This is a genomic window from Pseudomonas sp., from assembly GCF_050739775.1.
GTDB lineage: Bacteria > Pseudomonadota > Gammaproteobacteria > Pseudomonadales > Pseudomonadaceae > Aquipseudomonas.
Window position 1 is genome coordinate 81,248 of the sequence record NZ_JBOICA010000016.1, and the last position, 20,133, is coordinate 101,380.

The 20,133-nt window shown below is 62.5% G+C and carries 20 protein-coding genes; 7 read left to right on the top strand and 13 right to left on the bottom strand.

Going from position 1 to position 20,133, the window contains the following annotated elements; all coding sequences use genetic code 11:
* Positions 1-109 precede the first annotated feature (109 nt).
* Entirely contained in the window at positions 110-793 is a 684-nt protein-coding gene (locus tag ACRESH_RS10700; RefSeq protein WP_431741958.1) for a TIGR04211 family SH3 domain-containing protein, read from the top strand.
* A 97-nt stretch (positions 794-890) separates the two neighbouring features.
* Here ACRESH_RS10700 and dsdC read toward each other — a convergent pair whose 3' ends face one another.
* Positions 891-1,823, bottom strand: coding sequence for a DNA-binding transcriptional regulator DsdC (dsdC, locus tag ACRESH_RS10705; protein ID WP_431741981.1), 933 nt, complete (start codon positions 1,821-1,823; stop codon positions 891-893).
* Positions 1,824-1,825: 2 nt separating this feature from the next.
* Complete coding sequence (gene dsdA, locus ACRESH_RS10710) at positions 1,826-3,178, bottom strand: D-serine ammonia-lyase (RefSeq protein WP_431741959.1); 1,353 nt, start codon at positions 3,176-3,178, stop codon at positions 1,826-1,828.
* 180 nt (positions 3,179-3,358) lie between these two features.
* Between dsdA and fusA the strand changes: the two genes are divergently transcribed.
* Both fusA and ACRESH_RS10720 read left to right on the top strand, forming a co-directional pair.
* On the top strand, positions 3,359-5,464 hold the full coding sequence (fusA, locus tag ACRESH_RS10715) for an elongation factor G (RefSeq protein ID WP_431741960.1): 2,106 nt from the start codon (positions 3,359-3,361) through the stop codon (positions 5,462-5,464).
* 52 nt (positions 5,465-5,516) lie between these two features.
* Positions 5,517-6,239, top strand: coding sequence for a GNAT family N-acetyltransferase (locus tag ACRESH_RS10720; protein WP_431741961.1), 723 nt, complete (start codon positions 5,517-5,519; stop codon positions 6,237-6,239).
* Here ACRESH_RS10720 and ACRESH_RS10725 read toward each other — a convergent pair.
* A complete protein-coding gene (locus ACRESH_RS10725; protein ID WP_431741962.1) occupies positions 6,236-7,129 on the bottom strand; it encodes a LysR family transcriptional regulator in 894 nt (297 codons plus the stop codon). The two genes, ACRESH_RS10720 and ACRESH_RS10725, sit on opposite strands and share 4 nt — an antisense overlap.
* Positions 7,130-7,240: 111 nt before the next feature.
* On the opposite strand from ACRESH_RS10725, the gene argC reads away from it, so the two are divergent.
* Entirely contained in the window at positions 7,241-8,173 is a 933-nt protein-coding gene (gene argC / locus ACRESH_RS10730) for an N-acetyl-gamma-glutamyl-phosphate reductase (RefSeq protein ID WP_431741963.1), read from the top strand.
* A gap of 47 nt (positions 8,174-8,220) precedes the next feature.
* On the opposite strand, the gene ACRESH_RS10735 is transcribed toward argC, so the two are convergent.
* Both ACRESH_RS10735 and ACRESH_RS10740 read right to left on the bottom strand, forming a co-directional pair.
* Positions 8,221-8,574: an SH3 domain-containing protein gene (locus ACRESH_RS10735; RefSeq protein ID WP_431741964.1), complete on the bottom strand. Its 354-nt coding sequence runs from the start codon at positions 8,572-8,574 to the stop codon at positions 8,221-8,223.
* Between the two features lie 73 nt (positions 8,575-8,647).
* Positions 8,648-9,499, bottom strand: a complete 852-nt coding sequence (locus ACRESH_RS10740) for a CAP domain-containing protein (RefSeq protein ID WP_431741965.1) — start codon at positions 9,497-9,499, stop codon at positions 8,648-8,650.
* 134 nt (positions 9,500-9,633) lie between these two features.
* On the opposite strand from ACRESH_RS10740, the gene ACRESH_RS10745 reads away from it, so the two are divergent.
* A complete protein-coding gene (locus tag ACRESH_RS10745) occupies positions 9,634-10,248 on the top strand; it encodes a cell wall hydrolase (protein ID WP_431741966.1) in 615 nt (204 codons plus the stop codon).
* A gap of 427 nt (positions 10,249-10,675) precedes the next feature.
* A complete protein-coding gene (locus ACRESH_RS10750; protein ID WP_431741967.1) occupies positions 10,676-12,004 on the top strand; it encodes an IS110 family transposase in 1,329 nt (442 codons plus the stop codon).
* Between the two features lie 46 nt (positions 12,005-12,050).
* Here the strand turns inward: ACRESH_RS10750 and ACRESH_RS10755 are convergent, their stop codons facing one another.
* Genes ACRESH_RS10755 through ACRESH_RS10790 form a run of 8 tightly spaced genes read right to left on the bottom strand, consistent with a single transcriptional unit; the run spans position 12,051 to position 18,163 of the window.
* On the bottom strand, positions 12,051-12,968 hold the full coding sequence (locus tag ACRESH_RS10755; RefSeq protein WP_431741968.1) for a metal ABC transporter substrate-binding protein: 918 nt from the start codon (positions 12,966-12,968) through the stop codon (positions 12,051-12,053).
* Complete coding sequence (locus tag ACRESH_RS10760; RefSeq protein WP_431741969.1) at positions 12,965-13,864, bottom strand: metal ABC transporter permease; 900 nt, start codon at positions 13,862-13,864, stop codon at positions 12,965-12,967. Before ACRESH_RS10760 ends, ACRESH_RS10755 begins: the two co-directional genes overlap by 4 nt.
* Positions 13,864-14,613, bottom strand: a complete 750-nt coding sequence (locus ACRESH_RS10765) for a metal ABC transporter ATP-binding protein (protein ID WP_431741970.1) — start codon at positions 14,611-14,613, stop codon at positions 13,864-13,866. The genes ACRESH_RS10760 and ACRESH_RS10765 overlap by 1 nt, the downstream gene beginning before the upstream one ends.
* Positions 14,610-15,530: a metal ABC transporter substrate-binding protein gene (locus ACRESH_RS10770; protein WP_431741971.1), complete on the bottom strand. Its 921-nt coding sequence runs from the start codon at positions 15,528-15,530 to the stop codon at positions 14,610-14,612. Before ACRESH_RS10770 ends, ACRESH_RS10765 begins: the two co-directional genes overlap by 4 nt.
* A 14-nt stretch (positions 15,531-15,544) precedes the next feature.
* Positions 15,545-16,114, bottom strand: coding sequence for a DUF6162 family protein (locus ACRESH_RS10775; protein ID WP_431741972.1), 570 nt, complete (start codon positions 16,112-16,114; stop codon positions 15,545-15,547).
* Positions 16,111-16,431, bottom strand: a complete 321-nt coding sequence (locus ACRESH_RS10780) for a hypothetical protein (RefSeq protein WP_431741973.1) — start codon at positions 16,429-16,431, stop codon at positions 16,111-16,113. Before ACRESH_RS10780 ends, ACRESH_RS10775 begins: the two co-directional genes overlap by 4 nt.
* Entirely contained in the window at positions 16,431-16,967 is a 537-nt protein-coding gene (locus tag ACRESH_RS10785) for a thiamine pyrophosphate-binding protein (RefSeq protein WP_431741974.1), read from the bottom strand. Before ACRESH_RS10785 ends, ACRESH_RS10780 begins: the two co-directional genes overlap by 1 nt.
* Positions 16,964-18,163, bottom strand: a complete 1,200-nt coding sequence (locus tag ACRESH_RS10790; RefSeq protein WP_431741975.1) for a PepSY-associated TM helix domain-containing protein — start codon at positions 18,161-18,163, stop codon at positions 16,964-16,966. Before ACRESH_RS10790 ends, ACRESH_RS10785 begins: the two co-directional genes overlap by 4 nt.
* A gap of 226 nt (positions 18,164-18,389) precedes the next feature.
* Between ACRESH_RS10790 and ACRESH_RS10795 the strand changes: the two genes are divergently transcribed.
* On the top strand, positions 18,390-20,133 hold a 1,744-nt coding region (locus tag ACRESH_RS10795), incomplete at its 3' end, for a condensation domain-containing protein (RefSeq protein ID WP_431741976.1).

Here is a 20,133-nt window from a genome sequence, read left to right on the forward strand (position 1 = left end):
GTGAACCTGCCTGCAGAAAAGTGGTCTTTCAGCTGGCGGCTTGCGTGCGCGCCCGTGTTCACCGGCCCAGTCATCGGGCTTTTATTTTTTACTTCCCGCGAAGACCATCATGCCTATCTCTCGTCCTGTTCCTGCGGCGCTTGCCCCTGTTTCCTCTTCTGCCCTGCGCCCGCGCAACAGGCTTGCCCTCGGCCTGATCGGCGCGCTGATTGCCCTGAGCGGCCCGGTGCAGGCCGAAGAAACCACCAGCAACGAACGCTGGGTCAGCGACAGCCTGAACACCTTCGTGCGCAGCGGGCCTACCAATGGCCACCGCATCGTCGGCAACCTCAAGTCCGGACAGAAAGTCACCCTGCTCACCACCCAAGGCGACTACAGCCAGGTACGCGGTGAATCCGGCGATATCGTCTGGATTACCAGCAGCGACCTGCAGCCGGTTCCCGGCCAGGCCGAGCGCGTGCCGCAACTGACCGAGCAGGTCAGTCAATTGAGCCAGCAGCTCAAGACCATCGACGACAGCTGGAACACCCGCGTGCAGGGCATGCAGGAAACCCTGGACTCGCGCAAAGCCCTGATCGAGGAACTGCAAGCACACAGCAAGGCGCTCAATGCCGAGTTGAGCGAAACCCAGTCGCAGCTGCGCAGCACCCAGGCGCGCCTGGGCGATGAGAACAAACAGGTATTGATGCGTTACATGGTCTACGGTGGCGGTATCGCCGGTGCCGGCTTGCTCGCCGGCCTGATTCTTCCGGCCCTGAGCCGTGGACGCAAACGCAACGACCGCTGGTTCTGAGTGGGAGCGGAGTCATCCGCGAAGGACTGCATAGCAGTCCCACATTCTGGGGCCGCTACGCGCCCCTTCGCGGATGAATCCCACAAGCGTCAGCCCATCACTGCGCACATTCGCGCAACCACTCGATCATCACCCGCACCCGCACTGGCACTGACTCCCGCAAAGGATGCACGAGGTAATAGCCCTGCCCGGCCGCCGCCTCGAAATCGCCAAACGGCAAGATCAACTGCCCCTGATCGATCAATGGTTGCACCAGTTGCCGACGGCCCATGGCTACTCCCACATGGTTGCTCGCAGCCAGCGCACACAGATCAGCACGGTCGAAGGTCATCCCCGCGCTCGGCAGGTACGCCTGCGCATTATGCAGACGCGCCCAACGCTGCCATTCGGCATCGAAAGCCGCATGTTCCCAGGCCAGGGCATCATGCAACAGGGTGCACTGCTGCAAGCGCTCTGGCGCATCAATCAGGCCGTGGCGCTCGGCATATTGGCGACTGCACACCGGCGCGACCTGTTCAGTCATCAGTAGCTGGCCGACAAGGCCAGGAAATTCCCCATCACCGTACAGCAGTGCCAGGTCGATATGCCGGGCACGAAAATCCACCGCCTCGTTACCGGTGCGAATATCCAGGCTGATTTGCGGATAACGCTGCTGGAAATCCGCCAGCCGCGGCACCAGCCAGCACTGGGTGATGGACGGTCGGGCATAGAGGGTCAACGCACCGCTGACGGTGGAAATCGAATCCGCTTGCAGGGCTTCTTCCAGGTCCTCCAGCAATCCCTGCACAAGACGGTACAGCCGCTCGCCTTCTGCCGTCAGGCGTATCTGCCGGGTCAGGCGCTCGAACAGGCGCAGCTCCAGTGCCTGCTCGAGCCGGGCGATGCGATGGCTGACGGCGCTCGGGGTCAGGCACAGTTCCTCAGCCGCCAGGGTAAAGCTCAAGTTCCGTGCAGCTACGGCAAAGGTGTGCAGATTGGCAAACTGCGCCCCCGCCAGGCGTGCGCCAAGGCGCGGCGGCAAGTTGAGCACGGTCATTGCCCAGCCAGCACTGCGCGGCCCTGGGCCAGGTAAGCGTCCATTTCGGCCCGCGGCACCATGCTGCCTCCGGTGCCCCAGACCAGATGGGTAGCCTGTGCCATGCGCGCTGCAGTCAGGTTCAGACGCTGGCGATAGCCCTGTTGCTCCTGCAGCACCCGGACCATGCCCGGCACACCGGCCAGTGCCGATGGCTCCAGCTCATAGCCTTCGCACGCCTGCATCTGCGCCAGCAGACGGTACAAGGTGGCGTCGTCGACGGTGTAGTAGCCATCGATCAGACGCTGCATCGCCCGGCCGACAAAGCCCGAAGGCCGGCCTACCGCCAGGCCGTCGGCAGCGGTCTGGTTGTCGATACCGAAGTCATACACCGAGACGTCATCGTGCAGCCCGGTATAGACACCGAGGAACATGCATGGCGAATGGGTCGGCTCGGCGAACAGGCAATGCACCGCATCACCGAACACCAGCTTGAGGCCGAAGGCCACGCCGCCAGGACCACCGCCCACGCCGCAGGGCAGGTAGACAAACAACGGATGCTCGGCATCCACCGCAATGTCCTGCTCTGCCAACTGCTGCTGCAGGCGCTCGGCCGCCACGGCATAACCGAGGAACAGGTTGTGCGAGTTCTCGTCGTCAACGAAATGGCAACGCGGATCTGCTTCGGCCTCCCGCCGCCCCTGCTCCACCGCCACGCTGTAGTCGGCGCTGTATTCGCGGACTTCGACGCCATGGGCACGCAAACGGTCCTTTTTCCATTGCCGGGCGTCAGCCGACATGTGCACCGTGGCCTTCAAGCCCAGGCGCGCACTGATGATGCCGATCGACAAGCCGAGGTTACCGGTAGACCCCACGGCGATGCTGTACTGGCCGAAGAAAGCCCGCGCCGCTTCACTGTCGAGTTTGGCGTAGTCATCGCCCGGTTTCAGCAAGCCGCCAGCCAGCGCCAGGTCTTCGGCATGCTTGAGCACTTCATAGATGCCGCCACGCGCCTTGATCGACCCGGAAATCGGCAGCAGGTTGTCAGCCTTGAGCCACAGCGCACCGCCTTCAGGCAATTGATGCTCGGCACGCAACACCTCGTGCAGGGCCGACAGCGGCAGCAGTGGCGACTCGATAATGCCTTTGCTGACCGCCGTTTCGGCGAAGGCCGACTGGATGAACGGCGCGAAACGCTGCAAACGGTCACGGGCCTCACGCACATCCTGCCTGCTCAGCGGCACATCACCCAAGGCCTGCTCGCTCGCTGCAAGCTGCGGGTTAAACCAGCTGGCCGCACGTAACGCCATCAGATCAGCGATCAGTGGATGAGTCAGGCACCACGCGTTTACGGGTTTTTCCAGCGGCATTGTCGTACTCCATTGGCAAGCGGATAGAACGATTAAGCGTCAGGCAAAGGGCGCTTTACAACCGATGCTTGCTCACACCATGGCTGAGCCCTGTTCAACCATGCACCGCCGTGCAAGCTGGCCCACTTCTGCTACCTTGGGAGAACCCTCTTCATCCGCATCACGCACAGGTGACCCATCATGGCGCGCACCACCCCCATCGAGCTGTACCGCAACATCGGCATTGTCGCCCATGTTGACGCCGGCAAGACCACCACCACCGAACGCATCCTGTTTTACACCGGGGTCAACTACAAGATGGGCGAGGTGCACGACGGTGCCGCGACCATGGACTGGATGGCCCAGGAACAGGAACGCGGAATCACCATTACCTCCGCCGCCACCACGGCGTTCTGGCAAGGTTCGACCAAACAGTTCCCCAGCAAGTACCGCTTCAACATTATCGACACCCCCGGCCACGTCGACTTCACCATCGAGGTGGAACGCTCGTTGCGCGTGCTCGACGGCGCGGTGGTGGTGTTCAGCGGCGCCGATGGCGTAGAGCCGCAATCGGAGACGGTCTGGCGCCAGGCCAACAAGTACCATGTACCGCGCCTGGCCTATGTCAACAAGATGGACCGCCAGGGCGCTGACTTCCTGCGCGTGGTCAAGCAGATCGACAAGCGCCTGGGCCACCATCCGGTGCCAATCCAGCTGGCGATTGGCGCCGAGGAACATTTCTCCGGCCAGGTCGACCTGGTGAAGATGAAGGCCATCTACTGGAACGAAGACGACCAGGGCACGAGCTATCGCGAAGAAGACATCCCAGCTGATATGCAGGACCTGGCCAATGAATGGCGCGCGCACATGATCGAAGCCGCCGCCGAGGCCAATGACGAATTCATGGAGCTCTACCTCAACGGTCAGGAACTGAGCAATGAGCAGATCAAGGCCGGCCTGCGCCAGCGCACCCTGGCCAATGAAATCGTCCCGGCCATCTGCGGCTCCTCGTTCAAGAACAAGGGCGTGCCGCTGATGCTTGACGCGGTGATCGACTACCTGCCGGCACCCTCGGAAATCCCGGCGATCAACGGCACCGACCCTGATCACGAAGATAAACACCTGGAGCGTCACGCCGACGACAGCGAACCCTTCTCGGCCCTGGCGTTCAAGATCGCCACCGACCCCTTCGTCGGCACCTTGACCTTCGCCCGGGTCTATTCCGGTGTGCTCAGTTCCGGCGATGCGGTGCTCAACTCGGTCAAGGGCAAAAAGGAACGGGTTGGCCGCATGGTGCAGATGCACGCCAATCAGCGCGCCGAAATCAAAGCCGTGTGCGCCGGCGACATTGCCGCGTTGATCGGCATGAAAGATGTCACCACCGGCGACACCCTGTGCGACATCAACAAGCCGATCATCCTCGAACGCATGGACTTCCCTGACCCGGTGATCTCGGTGGCGGTAGAACCCAAGACCAAGGCCGACCAGGAAAAAATGGGCATCGCCCTGAGCAAGCTGGCCCAGGAAGACCCCTCATTCCGCGTGCGCACCGATGAAGAAACGGCGCAAACCATCATCTCCGGCATGGGTGAGCTGCACCTGGATATCATCGTCGACCGCATGAAGCGCGAATTCGGTGTCGAGGCCAATATTGGCAAGCCGCAGGTCGCCTACCGCGAGAAAATCCGCAATACCTGCGAGATCGAAGGCAAGTTCGTCCGCCAGTCCGGTGGCCGCGGTCAATACGGCCACTGCTGGATTCGCTTCGCACCGGGCGAGGAAGGCAAGGAAGGCCTGGAGTTCGTCAATGAGGTAGTGGGTGGCGTGGTGCCCCGCGAGTACATCCCGGCGATCCAGAAAGGCATCGAAGAACAGATGAAGAACGGGGTGCTGGCCGGTTATCCGCTGATCGGCCTGAAGGCTACCGTGTTCGACGGCTCGTACCACGACGTCGACTCCAATGAAATGGCCTTCAAGGTCGCCGCCTCCATGGCCACCAAGCAACTGGCGCAAAAAGGCGGCGCAGTGCTGCTGGAGCCGGTGATGAAAGTCGAGGTGGTGACACCCGAGGAGTTTCAGGGCGACATCCTCGGCGATCTGAGCCGACGCCGCGGGTTGATCCAGGAAGGTGAAGATAGCCCGGCTGGCAAGGTGGTACGGGCCGAGGTGCCGCTGGGCGAGATGTTCGGATACTCCACCCAGATGCGCTCCATGACCCAAGGCCGAGCCAGTTACACAATGGAATTCACCAAATACGCCGAGGCGCCATCGAGCATTGCCGATGTGATCATCAAAAAGCAGGGGTAACGCCCACAGACCTGTAGACTTGCCCCAAGCTTTTTCGTTTGGAGTTTGCCCCATGTTCGCCCTCACCCACTTTGTCGCCCCGCCCGAGGAGTCGATCAAGAGCCAGATCCTGCAGATGGTGGTCGACTACCTGACCGACATCAGTGCTGTCGGCATCACCCCGAGCAACCCGCTGTACAACCTCTACCAGTACGCCATCGGCTTCGAGGTACACCTGTACCTGGAAGCCATGGCCGGATCACGCGACCTGTGCGTCGAACTGATCGTGGCCACCGACCCGCGTGATCCACAGACCGTTACCGGTTTTCTCTTGTACCTTCCTGTGCAGGACGATCCCGAGGCCTGTAGCGTGGCTTACCTTGCCGTGCACAACCAATACCGCCGCCAGGGCATCGCCCGGGCCATGCTGGCACAGATGACCGAACGCTACCCCCATGCGGAACTGGCCTGCGCGGTGAGCAAGGTCGCGTACTTCGAGGCCATGGACTTTGCAGTCATCGCCGCCCGTGGGCCCCAGGTGCTGATGAACACTCGCGATCATGCCAGCGAGGGTCTGGTGGCAGTGCTCGACATGGCGCCGATCTACCGTACGGTTGAAGTGCAGCAGATCCATACCTACTTGCTTCAGCAGCATGGCAAGCGGGCCATGGTCGATGCCGAGAAGCAACGCGACCGCCACCTGGACCAGTTGCAGCGTAAAGCCCTGGCCTTTGTCCAGGAGCGCCTGGGTGAGCGCGCCTGGCAGCAACGTGGCACCCAGGTGCGGTTGGTCTAACGGCTGGCCTGCACCGCCAGCTCGACCAACACCTGCAGCACAAAGCCGGTGCTCTGCTCGACCTGCCCTTGCCGACTGGCAATTCCCAGGTGACGCCACAACCCCGGGCGCAGCGGGCGCATGCACAACCGTGGGTCAGGCTCCGGCGAACTGGCTTCATGGGGCAGCAAAGTGGCGCCGTAACCGGCCGCTACCAGACTCTTGATCGCGTCGTTGTAGTTGAGCTGGATTCGCGCGTCCGGTTGCAGGCCAGCCGTGGCGAACCAATCGCTGGTCACCCGCGACAACTGGGTGGTGCTGTCATTCAGGATCAGCGCCCGACTGGCCAACCAGGCAGGCGTGATGCGCGATGGCGGCGCCCAGCTGGCAGGGATGAAAGCCATGATCGGGTCGCGGCGCCAGGGCTGGATCTGCACGCCTTTGACCGCGGCTTGCGGCAGTGCCACCAGACCCAGATCCAGGGTGCCGTCCTGCAGACGGCCCAGGGATTCACGCGAGGTCAGCACCTGCACCTGCACATCGATCCCGGGGTGGCGCACGCCGAGAATATCCAGCGCTTGCGGCAGCAGGTGGGCGATGGCACCGGTCGACGCCCCCAGGCGCACCCGGCCACTCAGGCCCTGAACCTGGCGTTGCACCTCATCCAGCGCCTGTTCGGCATCGGCCAACAGGCGGCGCGCACGCTCGAGCAAGGTTTCACCAATGGCCGTGGGATGGATCTGTCCGCGCTGACGAGATAGCAATGGCGTGCCGATACGCGCCTCCAGATCGGCAATGTGCAGGCTTACGGTGGGCGGGGCGAGGTTGAGGAGTCGGGCGGCCTGGGCAAAGGAGCCGAGGTCGGCAATCACCACCAAGGTCCGCAGGCGGTCGAGACTGATTTCACGCATGGGCTTTTGTCATTCAGTATTTATGAATGTCAGCATCATGATATTCAAATTTTCTTTCGTCCAGATCGGCGCGAGCATAGGCACTCCCTGTCCTGATTCATTGAGAGCACCATGCACCAGCCTCTTGTCTTTATCGATGGCGACCAAGGCACCACCGGCCTGCTGATCCACGCCCGCTTGCACGGACGCGATGACCTGCGCTTGCTGACCCTGCCCGACAGCGAGCGCAAGGACCCTCAGCGCCGCGCCGAGGCGATCAACAGTGCCGATGTGGCGCTGCTGTGCCTGCCCGATGACGCGGCACGACAGGCGGTGGCGGCGATCGCCAACCCGAAGGTGCGGGTGATTGACGCCAGCTCCGCGCATCGCACCACGCCAGGTTGGGTTTACGGCTTGCCCGAACTGGACGAACGACAGGCCGAGCGGATCGCCCTGGCCAAGCGGGTCAGCAATCCCGGCTGCTATCCCACTGGCGCCATTGCCTTGTTGCGACCATTGGTGGGCGCAGGGCTAGTACCAGCTGACTACCCGCTGACCGTCAATGCGCTGTCGGGCTATTCCGGCGGCGGCCGTGCCGCGGTCGAACGCCACGAAACAGCTGGAGTACAAGCGGCCCAAGGGGTGCTGGTATATGGGCTGAACCTGGATCACAAGCATGTGCCGGAGATTCAGCAGCATGCCGGCTTGTCGCACCGGCCGGTGTTCGTGCCCAGTTATGGCAGTTACCGCCAGGGTATTGTCTTGACCATTGCCCTGCAGACGCGCCTGTTGCCGGCCGGGGTCAGTGCTGCTCGTCTGCATGAGTGCCTGCATCAGCATTACCACGGCTCGCGCTATGTGCAGGTGGCGCCGCTGGAGCATGGCGAGGCACCACCAGTGCTTGATCCGCAAGCGGTGAATGACAGCAACGATCTGCGCCTGGCGGTGTTTGCCAATGAGGCCCATGGGCAGGTGCTGCTGACGGCCGTATTCGACAATCTGGGCAAGGGTGCCTCGGGGGCAGCGGTGCAGAACCTGGAACTGATGCTGGCGGCAATGGCCTGACTAGAGGGCGCTTCGCGGGGCTTGCCCCGCGATTTGGCCGGATCAGATTACAAAACCGGCCGCACCACCGCCAACGGCACCCACCCGGCAGTGCCATCAGTGTCCTTGCAACACCACACCCAGCCATTCAACTGCCTACCGCCCAGCAGACGCTCACCCGGATCCACCTCCAGCTCTCGGGCGCAATAATCCTCCAGCGCTCTGCCACGGTTGCCATCCAGCCGCTCAATCACCTGGCCCGGCACCCAACCGTCCTGCTGACCGGGGGTACTGCACAAGTACCAGCTGTCCCAACCTTCCTCACCTTCATAGCATTCGCCAACGACCAGCGCAGCACCCTTGGCAAAGGTAATGGGCTGCGGGTATTCGCTTCTATGCTGAGCAACAACCAAAAATTTCACTTGCTCACCTCCATTTGAACACTGGCCCGCTTGCGCGAATTTACCTGGCACCCTAGCTTTTTGAAGACGGTGCTTACGGCGCGCCGAACATGGCGGTCCAGTAGATCCCGGCATCGCTCTTGGGATCGACCGCATAGGCGGCGCCCAGCTCACTGAACTGCGGGTTCATCAGGTTGGCGCAATGGCCGGGGCTGGCCAGCCAGCCATCGACCACCTTGCGCGGGGTGTCCTGCCCGGCGGCGATGTTCTCGCCGCTCTGCTGGCCGGCATAGCCCGCCAGTTCCGCTCTATCGCCCGGGGTATGGCCATCGCGATCGCGGTGGTCGAGGAAATTCTGATTGGCCATGGCCCGTGTATGGGTTTCGGCAGCGCCGGCCAGGACGGCGTTCCAGGCCAACGGTGTGGTAGCGCTAAAGGTCTGGGTGCCGCACTGGCGCTGTTGGCTGCGGGCACTGTTGATCATCTCAAGCAGCTTCTGGCCTTCGGCCTGCCAGTCGCCCAGCTTCCCGGCCAACAGCGGCCGCGCCAGGACAATGCGCCAATCGCGACCTTGCTGACTGACGCCGATATCAATGAACTGCGGGGCGAGTACCACCTGACAGAAACTTTCCTGCACCGCTTTCATGGCGGCCTGGGCGTCCTGGGGACCATTGAGGGTGATGGCCTGGACATTGACCATTGGATAACTTGCCTGCGCCAGGGCCGAGCGCAGATCCACACTGCCGGTAGCGGGCAGCACCAGCCGAGGGTCGTTGGCCAGTGGCGGCAGCTCCAGCGACGCCTGCCCGCCACAGCGCTGGGCCTGGCTGCGGTAGCTGTTGATCGCATCGACCAACTGCAACGGCTCGCTAGCCTGGGTTGCGCTGGCGACCAGCAAGGCCAGCGGCAGGCTGGCAAGACCCAGTACGGATGACAGGACGCGCATGAAAATCTCCCTTGAACGGACTGCGCCCATGATGCGCGATGTCGCCCGTCGTCGAACAGCTGGAATGTTTTGAGCGCCGTGTGGTCGACCCTATAACGGGAAGTTTTACTCCCCTCACCTGCCAAAGGTCCCGTATGCGCCTGCCGATGATTGTAGCCTGCCTGGTCCTGGCCTTCTCAGCCCCCCTGACGCTGGCCACTGAATCCAAAGCCCAGGTGGCCGAGGAAAAAGCCCAAGTGCTGGAGCAAAAAGCAACTGTTCAACCCGATGCGCCCCCGGCGACCAAGAGTAAAGCCATCACTCAGAGCGAAGTCCAGGCGGTGGATCCGGCCGGCGTGGCGGCCCTGGACGACGCCATCACCTGTATGGCGCGCAGCATCTATTGGGAATCGAAGGGCGGCAAGGCCGCGGACATGGAAGCAGTGGCCAGCGTGGTGATGAACCGTCTGGGGCATGACGGGTTCCCGGACACCGTCTGTGGCGTGGTCAAGCAAGGCTCCGAGACCGGTAATTGCCAGTTTTCCTGGTGGTGTGACGGGCGCTCGGATTCGGTCCAGGAAGAAACCCGCTATGCCATCGCCAAGGAAATCGCACGCAAGGCGCTGAACCGGCAACTGGATGACCGTACCCGTGGTGCGTTGTACTTCCATGACCGCCGCGTTTCACCGGACTGGGCGCGCGCCTATGTGAAGACCACCGAGACCGGGGATTTCCTCTTTTACAAACCGCGCAAGGGAACAGCACGGTAACCCCGCTTGTGGGGTGGGGTGGGGTGGGCTGTGGCTGGGCTTTACCGCACAACCCCATGCCCTGGGTTTGGCGGGGCAAGCCCGCTTCTACCTGTGGGAGATCACCCAGCCCTCCGGGCTGCGCTGTCGCGCAGCAAACATGAAGTGCATGGCTTCAGGTCTGCAGCGGCGCTGACATTTTGAAAAGCAAAAGGCGGCTGGCCCGGTAGGGCCAGCCGCCTTTTGCTTTGTTAGGGTTTGAGCGCGCGGGACAGAGATCGTAGCCAGCACTGGTGTGTGTCCGCACACCCGCGTGGGAGAGTGATCCGCACGGTATCGGCGTGAAGTCCCTGTAGGCATCAGCTTAACCAGCTGTGACCACGTATGAGAGAGTGAACCCTTTCGCCACCGTGTGCCCCGCGCGCCCTTTATCCTGCGAGGATTCACTATGGCGCGCAAGCCTTCCAAACAACGCTTTACAGTCGTTCATCCAGATTGTGCTGCGATCGATGTCGGCAGCCGAGAGCACTTTGTCGCGGTCGATCCTCGGCACGAGGACCCCGTCCAGTCGTTCACATCCTTCACTGACGACCTGCATAAATTGGCCGATTGGCTTGAGAGTTTGCAGGTCAAGGTCGTTGCGATGGAATCCACAGGCGTTTACTGGATTCCGATTTACGAAATTCTCAGTGAGCGGGGATTCGAGGTCTATCTCGTCAACGCCCGTGCTACCCGGCAAATCACTGGCCGTAAGTCGGATGTGTTGGACTGCCAATGGATCTGGCAGCTGATGACCCACGGCCTTCTGCGAGGCGCTTTCCGCCCCAGTGATCCGACTTGCTGTGTCCGCTCACTGGTCAGGCAACGGGCTTTCAAAGTGAAAGACCAAGCTCAAACCCTGAACCGGATGCAGAAGGCGCTGAGCCAAATGAACATCCAATTGGCCAATGTCATCAGTGATATTTCCGGTGTCACTGGCATGAGGATTTTGCGAGCGATCATCGCAGGCGAACGAGATCCTGCTCGGCTTGCCGAGTTAACCGACGCACGTATCAAAGCTGGTAAAGACACTATTGCGCGTAGTCTTCATGGCAATTGGCGCCGTGAGCATCTGCATGCGCTGGAGCAGGAATTGGCTGCATACGATTTCCTGGAGCAGCAAATCGCCGAGTGCGACGACGTCATAAGCAAAGCTTTGGAACAACTGCCGGTGCTGGAGAGTGCGCCGCAACCCTCCAGGAAGGTTCTGCGAAGCCCGCATCGGACTGGAGCTCAGCAGACGGCTTTACATCAGGGACTGTGGCGAGTTCTGGGGGTGGATTTGACCGCTATTCCGACAATTGGAGTAGATACCGCGTTAGTGCTGGCGGGCGAGATAGGCTCTGACCTTTCACGATTTCCGTCTTCACAGCACTTTTGCTCTTGGTTAGGTCTGGCTCCACCAACTCGAATTTCGGGCGGCCGCCAGTTATCGGGGGGAGGCCCCAAAGTAATCAATCGAGCAGCTCAAGCACTCAAGCAGGCAGCCTCCAATGCCCGCAACGACAAGGGGTTCATCGGGGCATCCCATCGGGCCAGGCTGACCCGTATGGACACCAGCTGTGCAATCAAGGCTACAGCGCATCAACTTGCCCGACTGGTCTACACACTCCTCACAAAGAAACAGACCTATGTTGAACAGGGCCTTGATGCATTTGAAGCCAGAAGCCAAGACCGACAGCTCCGGGCTTTGCTTCGCAAAGCCCGGAAACTGGGGTATCAGCTTGTGGCAGCCTAAGAGACTTAAGAATCAGTGGCTTATATTTTGTTTGATGAGAGCGGGTTCAGCTGTTACCTGGCACCAATGCCCCCACCACTTGCTCGACACTGGCTTTCAACCCCACCAGGGTATCTTGCGGATCGGTATCGACCACCACCAGCTTGGCGCCAGAGGCGGCGATCACGTCGGCCAGTTCTTTGCTCGGCTGTTTGTGATGCAGCACCAGTGCTGCACCCTGGCCCTTGAGTTCGTCGCCAAGGCGCTTGAGGGCCGCCGCATCCCACTGATCGTCCGCCACACGCGGGTGATCGATCAGGTCGAGGTTGAGGCCGCTGATCAAATAGTCCAGACGCTCCGACAGGTTGACCACGCTCAGGTTGTCAGCCTCAGCCAGGCGTGATTCGCTGCCAGCGCTGAGTTCCAGCAACTGGCGCTTGAGGTTGGCCAGGTTGGCCTGGATCTTCGTTTGCTCGCTCGGGCTCAGGCGGCCGAGGTCGTTGGCCAGGACGTCGGCCATGCGCCCGAAGTTAGTGGGGTTGAGCCAGGGGTAGGCGGTAAAGGCATTGTTGCCTTGCACGGCGATTCCCGGCAGGGCCCCGTCCACCGGGCGGGCGGCGTCGATCTCAACGATACGGATGTTGCTGCGCCGTGCTACCGGATAGAGCGGATCGTCACTCCAGATCGAACGCAAGGCGATCACCGCATCGGCCTGGCTTGCCGCTTTCTGCAGGCTCGGGCCACCACGGCCGCTGAAGTAGGAAGGCTGGCGCGACGCCGGAATATTCTCCGGTGCGGCGCGCTGCAGCTTGACCGCCGTGCCGTCGAGCAGGGCGTTGGCCAGGGCATGGGTGACCGGCAGCGAGGCGAGGACGGTGACGGTCGCCTGTTGTTTGGCCGCAGCCGGGGTGTTCTGCGCCAGGCCCAGGGTGGGCAGGCCGGCCAGGGCCAGGGCCAGGCACAGGTGCTTGAGTTCGAAGGTCATGCCGGGTTTCCTTGCAGGCGTGGAACAAGGCCGCGGGCCAGGGCGGCAAGGGCGAAGCAGCCGCCGGCGACGAGGATGATCGCCGCGCCCGAGGGCACCGGCAGGTCAAAGACGATGGGCAGCAGGATACCGACCAGGGTGCTCAGGGTGGCGATCAGCACCGAAGCCCAGAAGAAACCCTTGAGCGACTGGCTGATCAGGCGCGCCGCGGCGGCCGGAATCACCAGCAGGGCGCCGACCAGGATGGCGCCGATGACCTTCACTGCGGCCACCGTGACCAGGGTGACAAGCACCACGAACAGGTAGTCCAGGCTTTTCACCGCCACGCCACGCACCGCCGCCAGTTGCGGGTTGAAGCTGGCCAGCATGATGCGGTTGTACAGCGGCAGGGCCAGCGCCAGTACCAGCGTGCCGGCAATGCCGAGCACCAGCAGGTCCTGGCCACCGACAGTGAGCACCGAGCCGAACAACACGTTCTCGAGGATGTGCACGTTGATCTTGCCGGCCAGCATCAGCAGCAGGCTGGCGCCCAGGGCCAGGGACACCGAGAGAAACACGCCGATCAGGGTGTCTGGCGACAGCCCGGTGCGGTTGCGCAAGAAGTTCAGCAGGATGCCGAACAGCAGGCAGTAGCCGAACAGGCTGGCGTAAGGACCGGTGTAGGGTTCGCCGAGCAGGATGCCGATGGCTACCCCGGTCAGCGCGGCGTGGCCGACGGCTTCGGAGAAGAAGGCAAAGCGCTTGACCACCACCAGGGTGCCGAGCCCGCCCAGCACCGGGCCGATCATCAAGCCGGCGAGCAAGGCATTGACCACAAAGCCATAGGCCAGGGCCTCAGGCAGGTAGCCGGAACTGGCCCAGCCCTGGATCAGCAGGCGAAATTCTTCGTAGTTCATCAGGCGGTGCTCTCGCTGCGCGGGTGGATGGAGAACAGGCTGAGCAAACTCTCCGGAGTCAGGGCCTGTTTCGGCGGGGCGTCGAACAGTACCCGGCGGCTGAGCCCGGTGACCTTGTCAGCCAGGCGCGCCACCGCTTGCAGGTCATGCTCGATCCACAGCACCGTAGTGCCAGCGGCGCGCCAGTCCAGCAACAAGCGTTCGAACACCTGGGTGCCGGCTTCGTCCAGCGCCGACATCGGCTCATCCAGCACCAACAGCTGCGGCGCCGGGATCAGGCCCTGGGCCAGCAGCACGCGCTGACGTTCGCCACCGGAGAGGGCGCCCATGCGTCGCTTGCGTTTATCGAGCATGCCGACCCGCTCCAGTGCGGCATCGATGGCCGGGGCAGCCTTGCGTGACAGGCCAAGAAACGCCGGGCGGCGTTGGCACATGGCGGCCATGAAGTCGTCGATGGTCATCGGCAGGCCACGGTCGAATTCCAGCGCCTGGGGAACATAGCCGATCACCTGGGTATCGCCTGGCCAGGTCAACGTCAGTTGGCCCTGGTGCGGCATCTGCCCGAGCAGGGTCTTGACCAGCGAGCTCTTGCCGCCGCCGTTGGGGCCCACCAGTGCGTGTACGCTACCGGCGGCGACCTTGAAGCTGACCTGGTCGAGAATGCGCGTGCGGCCCAGGCTGAGGTCGATGCCGGTGAACTCGATGGCGGGCCCGCACGGCAGGGTGATGACGGTTTCGGCAACGGTCATGCCTTGGACTCCTTGATCGCCCGGACCACGGTGTCGAGGTTGCGCTTCATCTCTACCTCATACTTCTCCTTGCTGTAGTCGCCGTAGGAGATGTGGGTCAGCGGGTAGATCTTCACCCCGGACTCGCGCTGGATGGTCTCAACATAGGCCGACGGGAAGTCCATCTCCGAGAAGATCACCTTCACGTCCAAGGCCTTGAGCTGGTCGATGGTCTTCTTCAACTGGCTCGGGCTGGGCTCGATGCCGTGGGCCGGCTCGACCACCGCGGTGACTTCCAGGCCGAATTCGCGCACCAGGTAGTCGTAGGCGGCGTGGATGGTGGCAACGCGAAACTCCGCGCCCGGTGCTTCAGTGACCTGGGCCAGGGCGTCGGCGCGCAGCTTGCGCAGGCGCTTGGCATAGGCGCGGGCGTTCTGGCTGTAGTACTTGGCATTGTCCGGGTCGAGCTTGCCCAGCTCGCGGGCGATGTTGTTGACCTGGGCGATGCTGGCGCTGATCGACAGGAAAGTGTGCGGATTGACCACCTTGCCAGCACCGCGGGCGGCCACACCGGTGGCGGCCAGCAGCGGTACGTTGGTATTGGACTCGATCACGGTGATCTGCGGCTTCTCGCTGGCAGTGATCATGCGGTCGGCAAAGTCATCGTGGCCAATGCCGTTGAGCACCACCACATCGAGGCTGCCAATACGCTTGATGTCCTCGGCCCGTGGCTCATAGGCATGGGGGTTGAAGCCGGCCGGAATCAGCGGCACCACTTCGGCCTTGTCGCCGACGATGTTGGTCACGTAGCTGTAGTACGGATGCAGGGTGATGCCGATACGCAGCGGCTTGCCATTGCTGTCGGCCTGGGCCAGACCGGGCAGGGCCACAGCAATGAACACAGTCAAAAGACGGCGGGCGAGGGCGGAGCGGAGCATGGGGCGTCCTTGTGTCAGTGGCGGTGCTGGCGGGTGACGCCAGCGTCGTATTGGGCGGCTATCTGCTGCCAGCCGGCGGCGATCAGGGCGGCAGGTTTCAGCTCGGCAGGGACACTGGCGTCAGCCTGGCGCTGCAGCCAGATATCGGCAGCGCCGTCATGGGCCGCTGGCACCAGCAAGAGGAAGCTGCCGGCCACTGTCGGTGACTGGCTCAGGCCCAGGTAGGCCTGTGCGCCGAGCAGTTGCCATTGATGCTCGCCGCGGCTGGCGCTACTGGCATCCTGGACAAACGGCGGGAAGCCTTCTTCGGCCAGCACCGCCACCTCAAGCAGGGTCGGGTCTTCTTCGCGACGCAGCTGGATTTCTTCGAAGGCCACCCGCAGGTCGGCATACACCCCTTGCTCGGCGGCGCTGAGGTCGCGCCTGGCATCGAGTTGATGGGCCTCGATGCTGACTTCGTCATGGCGCTCGCCGCGCAGGGCGACGATGCCCGCGGCCAGCGCCAGGATCAGCAGGCTGACCAGCAACACATACAAGGTTTCATGCCCGGCGCCGGCCGGGCGCACCAGCTGGACCCGGCTCATTGCTCGATATCTGCGTAGTCGATTTCCACCACGTGACCGGGGCCCGCGTCGAACAGCACGTAGAACTCGCCCTCGGGGCGCTTGAAGGTCAGTTTCGAATTTTCCCCGAGCTTGCCGGGTACCAGGATCTCTTCGTTGTAGCCGATCACATCGAGGGTCACGCCGGGCGCGCCGCTGCCATCGGAAAAGCCGCCCGTGCACTCGATCTGCCCAGCGTCGATCGGCTTGCATTCGCACATCGGGTTGTGGGCCAGGGCCGGGCTGGCAGCGCCCAGTAACAACAGGGGCAGGAGCAGCCTGCGGACGGTGGACTTCATCATTTGCCTCCTTGTTCGTTCAGCCAGGCGACGGTGGCCGGCGATGCCTTGCTCAGCGGTACGGCGGCCTGGTGCATGCTGCCGTCCCAGCCTTCGAGGGTGATCCAGATGTCGGCGTCCGGGCGGGTCTTGGCCGGGATCGGCAGGCTGGTGCCCATGCGGTAGGGCGGGCCGAAGAAGATCGTGCCGGCGGCGCGCAGGCTGCGTGGTTTGCCGATGCGCAGGTAGACGGCCTTGACCTGGTCGATGCAGGTCTTGCAGAGGCTGGCGTTGAAGGACTTGAAGTAGCCGGCCGGACCGTCGGCCACTGGCGCCTCGTTGCGCAGTTCGGCCAGGTTTACCCGCCAGGGGCCGACCTGGATTTCGCCCAGTTCACGTTCGCCCAGGCCGCTGTCGCCACGGAACAGCGCCGCATCGGCAAAGTACTTGGGCATGAAGCCCAGCGGGATCAGCAACAGCAGGATGTTCAGGTGAAAACGCCATTTGTGCCAGAAACGGCTCAGCGGGCTTTGCGGCGCAACTGCTGCCTTGCTCATAGGCTGGCCTCCGAAGCGATGTCGGCGGGGGCTTCAGGGCGCGCCGTGCGTTCATTGCGTTTGAGCGCCGCGGCGGTGGCCTGGGCGGTGCGTTTGGTCCAGATCAGCAGGCCGCTGAGCACCATCATCGACAGCACCAGGCCGAAGAAGGCCCAGATCAGCTTGATGGTCAGGCCACCGAAGTCACCGGTGTGCAATGGGCGCATGGATTCGGTGACGAACTCCAGGGCCGAACGGTCGCTGACCAGGAACTGCGAATCGATTTTGCTGTTGTACGGGTTGACGTTGGCCGTCTGGAACATCAACGGATACCAACCGCGTCCGCCCAGGTAGATATGGGCATAGGCGTTGCCGGGCAGCGATACGAAACTCACGTCGAGGCCGGGAATCTGCTCTTTGGCGATGCGCGTGGCTTCATCCAGGTCGATGCGTGGCGCAGGTTCCCCGGATTCGGTGCGCGGCACGTCCTCGCGGGCAATCACCGGCACCACAGGCTCGGTGGAAATGCTCACGTGGTTGTCGGCCAGGATTGCCTGGATCAGGAACCAGGTGCCGGTGATGGAGATCACCGCAATGAACCAGATCGACCAGATCCCGCTCAGGCGATGGAAATCGCCCCAGAAGATCCGCGTGCCATGGTTAAAGCGCAAGGTCGGCTTGAAGAAACTCTTCCAGAACCGTTTATAGACCACAAGCCCGGTGACCAGCGACGCCAGCATCGGCAGGCCGAGCAGCGACACCAGGTACCAGCCCCAGCTGAAGCCATTGGTGAAGGGCACCAGCCACCAGCCATGCAGGGCGCGGGTGAATGCCTCAAAGCTGAACGATGGGCTCTTGCCCTGAATCGCCCCGGTATAGGGGTTGACGTACAGGGTCGGGGCGCTGCCATCGGGGTAGGTGACGGCAGCGTTCAGGGCGAAGTGCGAACCGTCCGGTTGGCTAATGAAACGCACGGCCATGTCCGGCTCGGCCTTGTACAGGGCATCGAGCACTTGCTGGAAGCTCAGGCGTTCGGCGTCATCGTTGGGCTTGCTGGCGCGCACATCGGGGTTTGCCAGCCAGACGATCTCCTGGCTGACCACCGCCAGGGTGCCGGTGACGCAGACAATCAGGACGAAGAACCAGATCGGCAGGGCGAGCCAGCTATGGACCAGGAACCACAGTCTGGATTTGGACTTTTTCGGTTTTTGGGACATTGCAGGTGTCTTTTCAGAGAAATTGAGGTCGAGCCGATGCTCAGCGTTGGGGCTGTAACTATTAAGACGAATGAGAATCGTAAAACCCGCAGGGCTAGTTGAAAGAAAATGTTTCAGCGGGCGGGCGGTCACCACGTTCGACGGTTAATTTTCCGCTTTGGCCATCCGTTTCCCTTGGATATCGACCCTCACAGGTTCGTTGCCCTCTCAAGATGGATGACTGCTGATGAACGCTGAAGATGCGCTGAAACTTGCCCGACGCTATATCGACCTGCCTTTGGAAAAGCGTCGGCTGTTTCTCCAGGCGCTACAGCGCGAAGGGGTGGACTTCGCTCAGTTGCCTATCCCGTCTCGTGAGGTGGCGCTGCAAGAACAGGTGATTTCCTACGCCCAGCAACGCATGTGGTTGCTCTGGCAATTGGACCCGCAGAGCGCGGCCTACAACCTGCCGAGCGCTGTGCGCCTGCGCGGCACGCTCAACCTGCAAGCACTGGAGCAGGCTTTTGCCGACCTGGTGCAGCGCCATGCCACCTTGCGTACCGCGTTTGTCCGCCAGGAGGATGGCAGTGTCGAACCCGTGGCAATCACTGCGCCGGTGCAGATCGAGCAGCAGGATTTCACCCATCTGGATGCCGAGGCGCGGGAGCAGCAAGTACACGCCGCGGCGCGCCAGCAGGTGTTGCAGCCTTTCGACCTGGAAAACGGACCCTTGCTGCGGGTGGCGATGCTGCGCTTGCAGGCGCACGAGCATGTCTTGCTACTGACCCTTCATCACATCGTCTCCGATGGCTGGTCGATGAATGTGCTGATCGATGAATTCACCCATTGTTATCAGGCGCGTGACCTGCAGCACACACCGCAGTTGCCGGCCCTGGGCCTACAGTACAGTGACTATGCCCTGTGGCAGCGGCGCTGGCTGGAGGCAGGGGAGCAGGAGCGCCAACTGGCGTACTGGCGCGCGCAGTTGGGCGACGATCATCCACCGCTCGAGCTGGCGCTGGATCATCCGCGCCCGGCGTTGCCCAGTTATGCCGGTACACGTCACGAGTTGCTGCTCGACAGCGACTTGGCCGAGCAACTGCGCGCCCTGGCCCGCCAACAGAGCGTCACCCTGTTCATGCTCTTGCTCGGTGCCTTCAGCGTGTTGCTGCAGCGCTATAGCGGCCAATGTGATGTGCGTGTCGGTGTACCGATCGCCAACCGCAACCGGCGAGAAGTCGAAGGCCTCATCGGCTTTTTCGTTAATACCCAGGTATTGCGGACACGGCTTGACCCGCAGATGTCGGTTTCAGCCCTGCTTGCGCAGATCAAGGACAGCGCCCTCGGCGCCCAGGCACATCAGGAACTGCCGTTCGAGCAACTGGTCGATGCTCTCAGGCTGGAGCGCAATCTGGGCCAGAACCCGCTGTTCCAGGTGATGTACAACCATCAGCCGCAGGTGGCCGATGTCAGTGCCCTGAAGGTCGGCAATGACCTGCAGCTTGAAGTGATCGAGCCCCGCAGCCGTACCACGCAATTCGACTTGACCCTGGATACCTACGAAAAAGGCGGCAGCCTGCACGCCGCATTGACCTTCGCCAACGAACTGTTCGAGCTGGCGACCATCGAACGTATGGGCCGGCACTGGCTGGGGCTGTTGCGCGCGATGGTTGCTGACCCGGAGCAAAGCATCGGCAACCTGCCATTGCTCGATGGCCAGCAGCACGAGCAGATTGTCCGGCAGTGGAACGACACCCGCGTGGGCTACGCCCTGGATTGGCCGGTGCATGCCCGTTTCGAAGCCCAGGCCCAGCAGCAGCCTGATGCGCCAGCCCTGGCCTTTGCCGGCCAGCAACTCAGTTATGCCCAGCTCAATGCCCGGGCCAACCAGCTGGCACACCTGCTGATCGCGCGCGGGGTGGGGCCGGATGTGCTGGTGGGCATCGCCGTGGAGCGTTCGCTGGAGATGGTCATCGGCCTGCTGGCGATCC

Excerpts from the sequence above, each read along its gene's own strand:
- ACRESH_RS10700 (WP_431741958.1), top strand. The coding sequence starts at position 110 with ATGCCTATCTCTCGTCCTGTTCCTGCGGCGCTTGCCCCTGTTTCCTCT.
- dsdA (WP_431741959.1), bottom strand. The coding sequence starts at position 3,178 with ATGCCGCTGGAAAAACCCGTAAACGCGTGGTGCCTGACTCATCCACTG.
- fusA (WP_431741960.1), top strand. The coding sequence starts at position 3,359 with ATGGCGCGCACCACCCCCATCGAGCTGTACCGCAACATCGGCATTGTC.
- ACRESH_RS10720 (WP_431741961.1), top strand. The coding sequence starts at position 5,517 with ATGTTCGCCCTCACCCACTTTGTCGCCCCGCCCGAGGAGTCGATCAAG.
- ACRESH_RS10725 (WP_431741962.1), bottom strand. The coding sequence starts at position 7,129 with ATGCGTGAAATCAGTCTCGACCGCCTGCGGACCTTGGTGGTGATTGCC.
- argC (WP_431741963.1), top strand. The coding sequence starts at position 7,241 with ATGCACCAGCCTCTTGTCTTTATCGATGGCGACCAAGGCACCACCGGC.
- ACRESH_RS10740 (WP_431741965.1), bottom strand. The coding sequence starts at position 9,499 with ATGCGCGTCCTGTCATCCGTACTGGGTCTTGCCAGCCTGCCGCTGGCC.
- ACRESH_RS10745 (WP_431741966.1), top strand. The coding sequence starts at position 9,634 with ATGCGCCTGCCGATGATTGTAGCCTGCCTGGTCCTGGCCTTCTCAGCC.
- ACRESH_RS10750 (WP_431741967.1), top strand. The coding sequence starts at position 10,676 with ATGGCGCGCAAGCCTTCCAAACAACGCTTTACAGTCGTTCATCCAGAT.
- ACRESH_RS10755 (WP_431741968.1), bottom strand. The coding sequence starts at position 12,968 with ATGACCTTCGAACTCAAGCACCTGTGCCTGGCCCTGGCCCTGGCCGGC.
- ACRESH_RS10760 (WP_431741969.1), bottom strand. The coding sequence starts at position 13,864 with ATGAACTACGAAGAATTTCGCCTGCTGATCCAGGGCTGGGCCAGTTCC.
- ACRESH_RS10765 (WP_431741970.1), bottom strand. The coding sequence starts at position 14,613 with ATGACCGTTGCCGAAACCGTCATCACCCTGCCGTGCGGGCCCGCCATC.
- ACRESH_RS10770 (WP_431741971.1), bottom strand. The coding sequence starts at position 15,530 with ATGCTCCGCTCCGCCCTCGCCCGCCGTCTTTTGACTGTGTTCATTGCT.
- ACRESH_RS10775 (WP_431741972.1), bottom strand. The coding sequence starts at position 16,114 with ATGAGCCGGGTCCAGCTGGTGCGCCCGGCCGGCGCCGGGCATGAAACC.
- ACRESH_RS10780 (WP_431741973.1), bottom strand. The coding sequence starts at position 16,431 with ATGAAGTCCACCGTCCGCAGGCTGCTCCTGCCCCTGTTGTTACTGGGC.
- ACRESH_RS10785 (WP_431741974.1), bottom strand. The coding sequence starts at position 16,967 with ATGAGCAAGGCAGCAGTTGCGCCGCAAAGCCCGCTGAGCCGTTTCTGG.
- ACRESH_RS10790 (WP_431741975.1), bottom strand. The coding sequence starts at position 18,163 with ATGTCCCAAAAACCGAAAAAGTCCAAATCCAGACTGTGGTTCCTGGTC.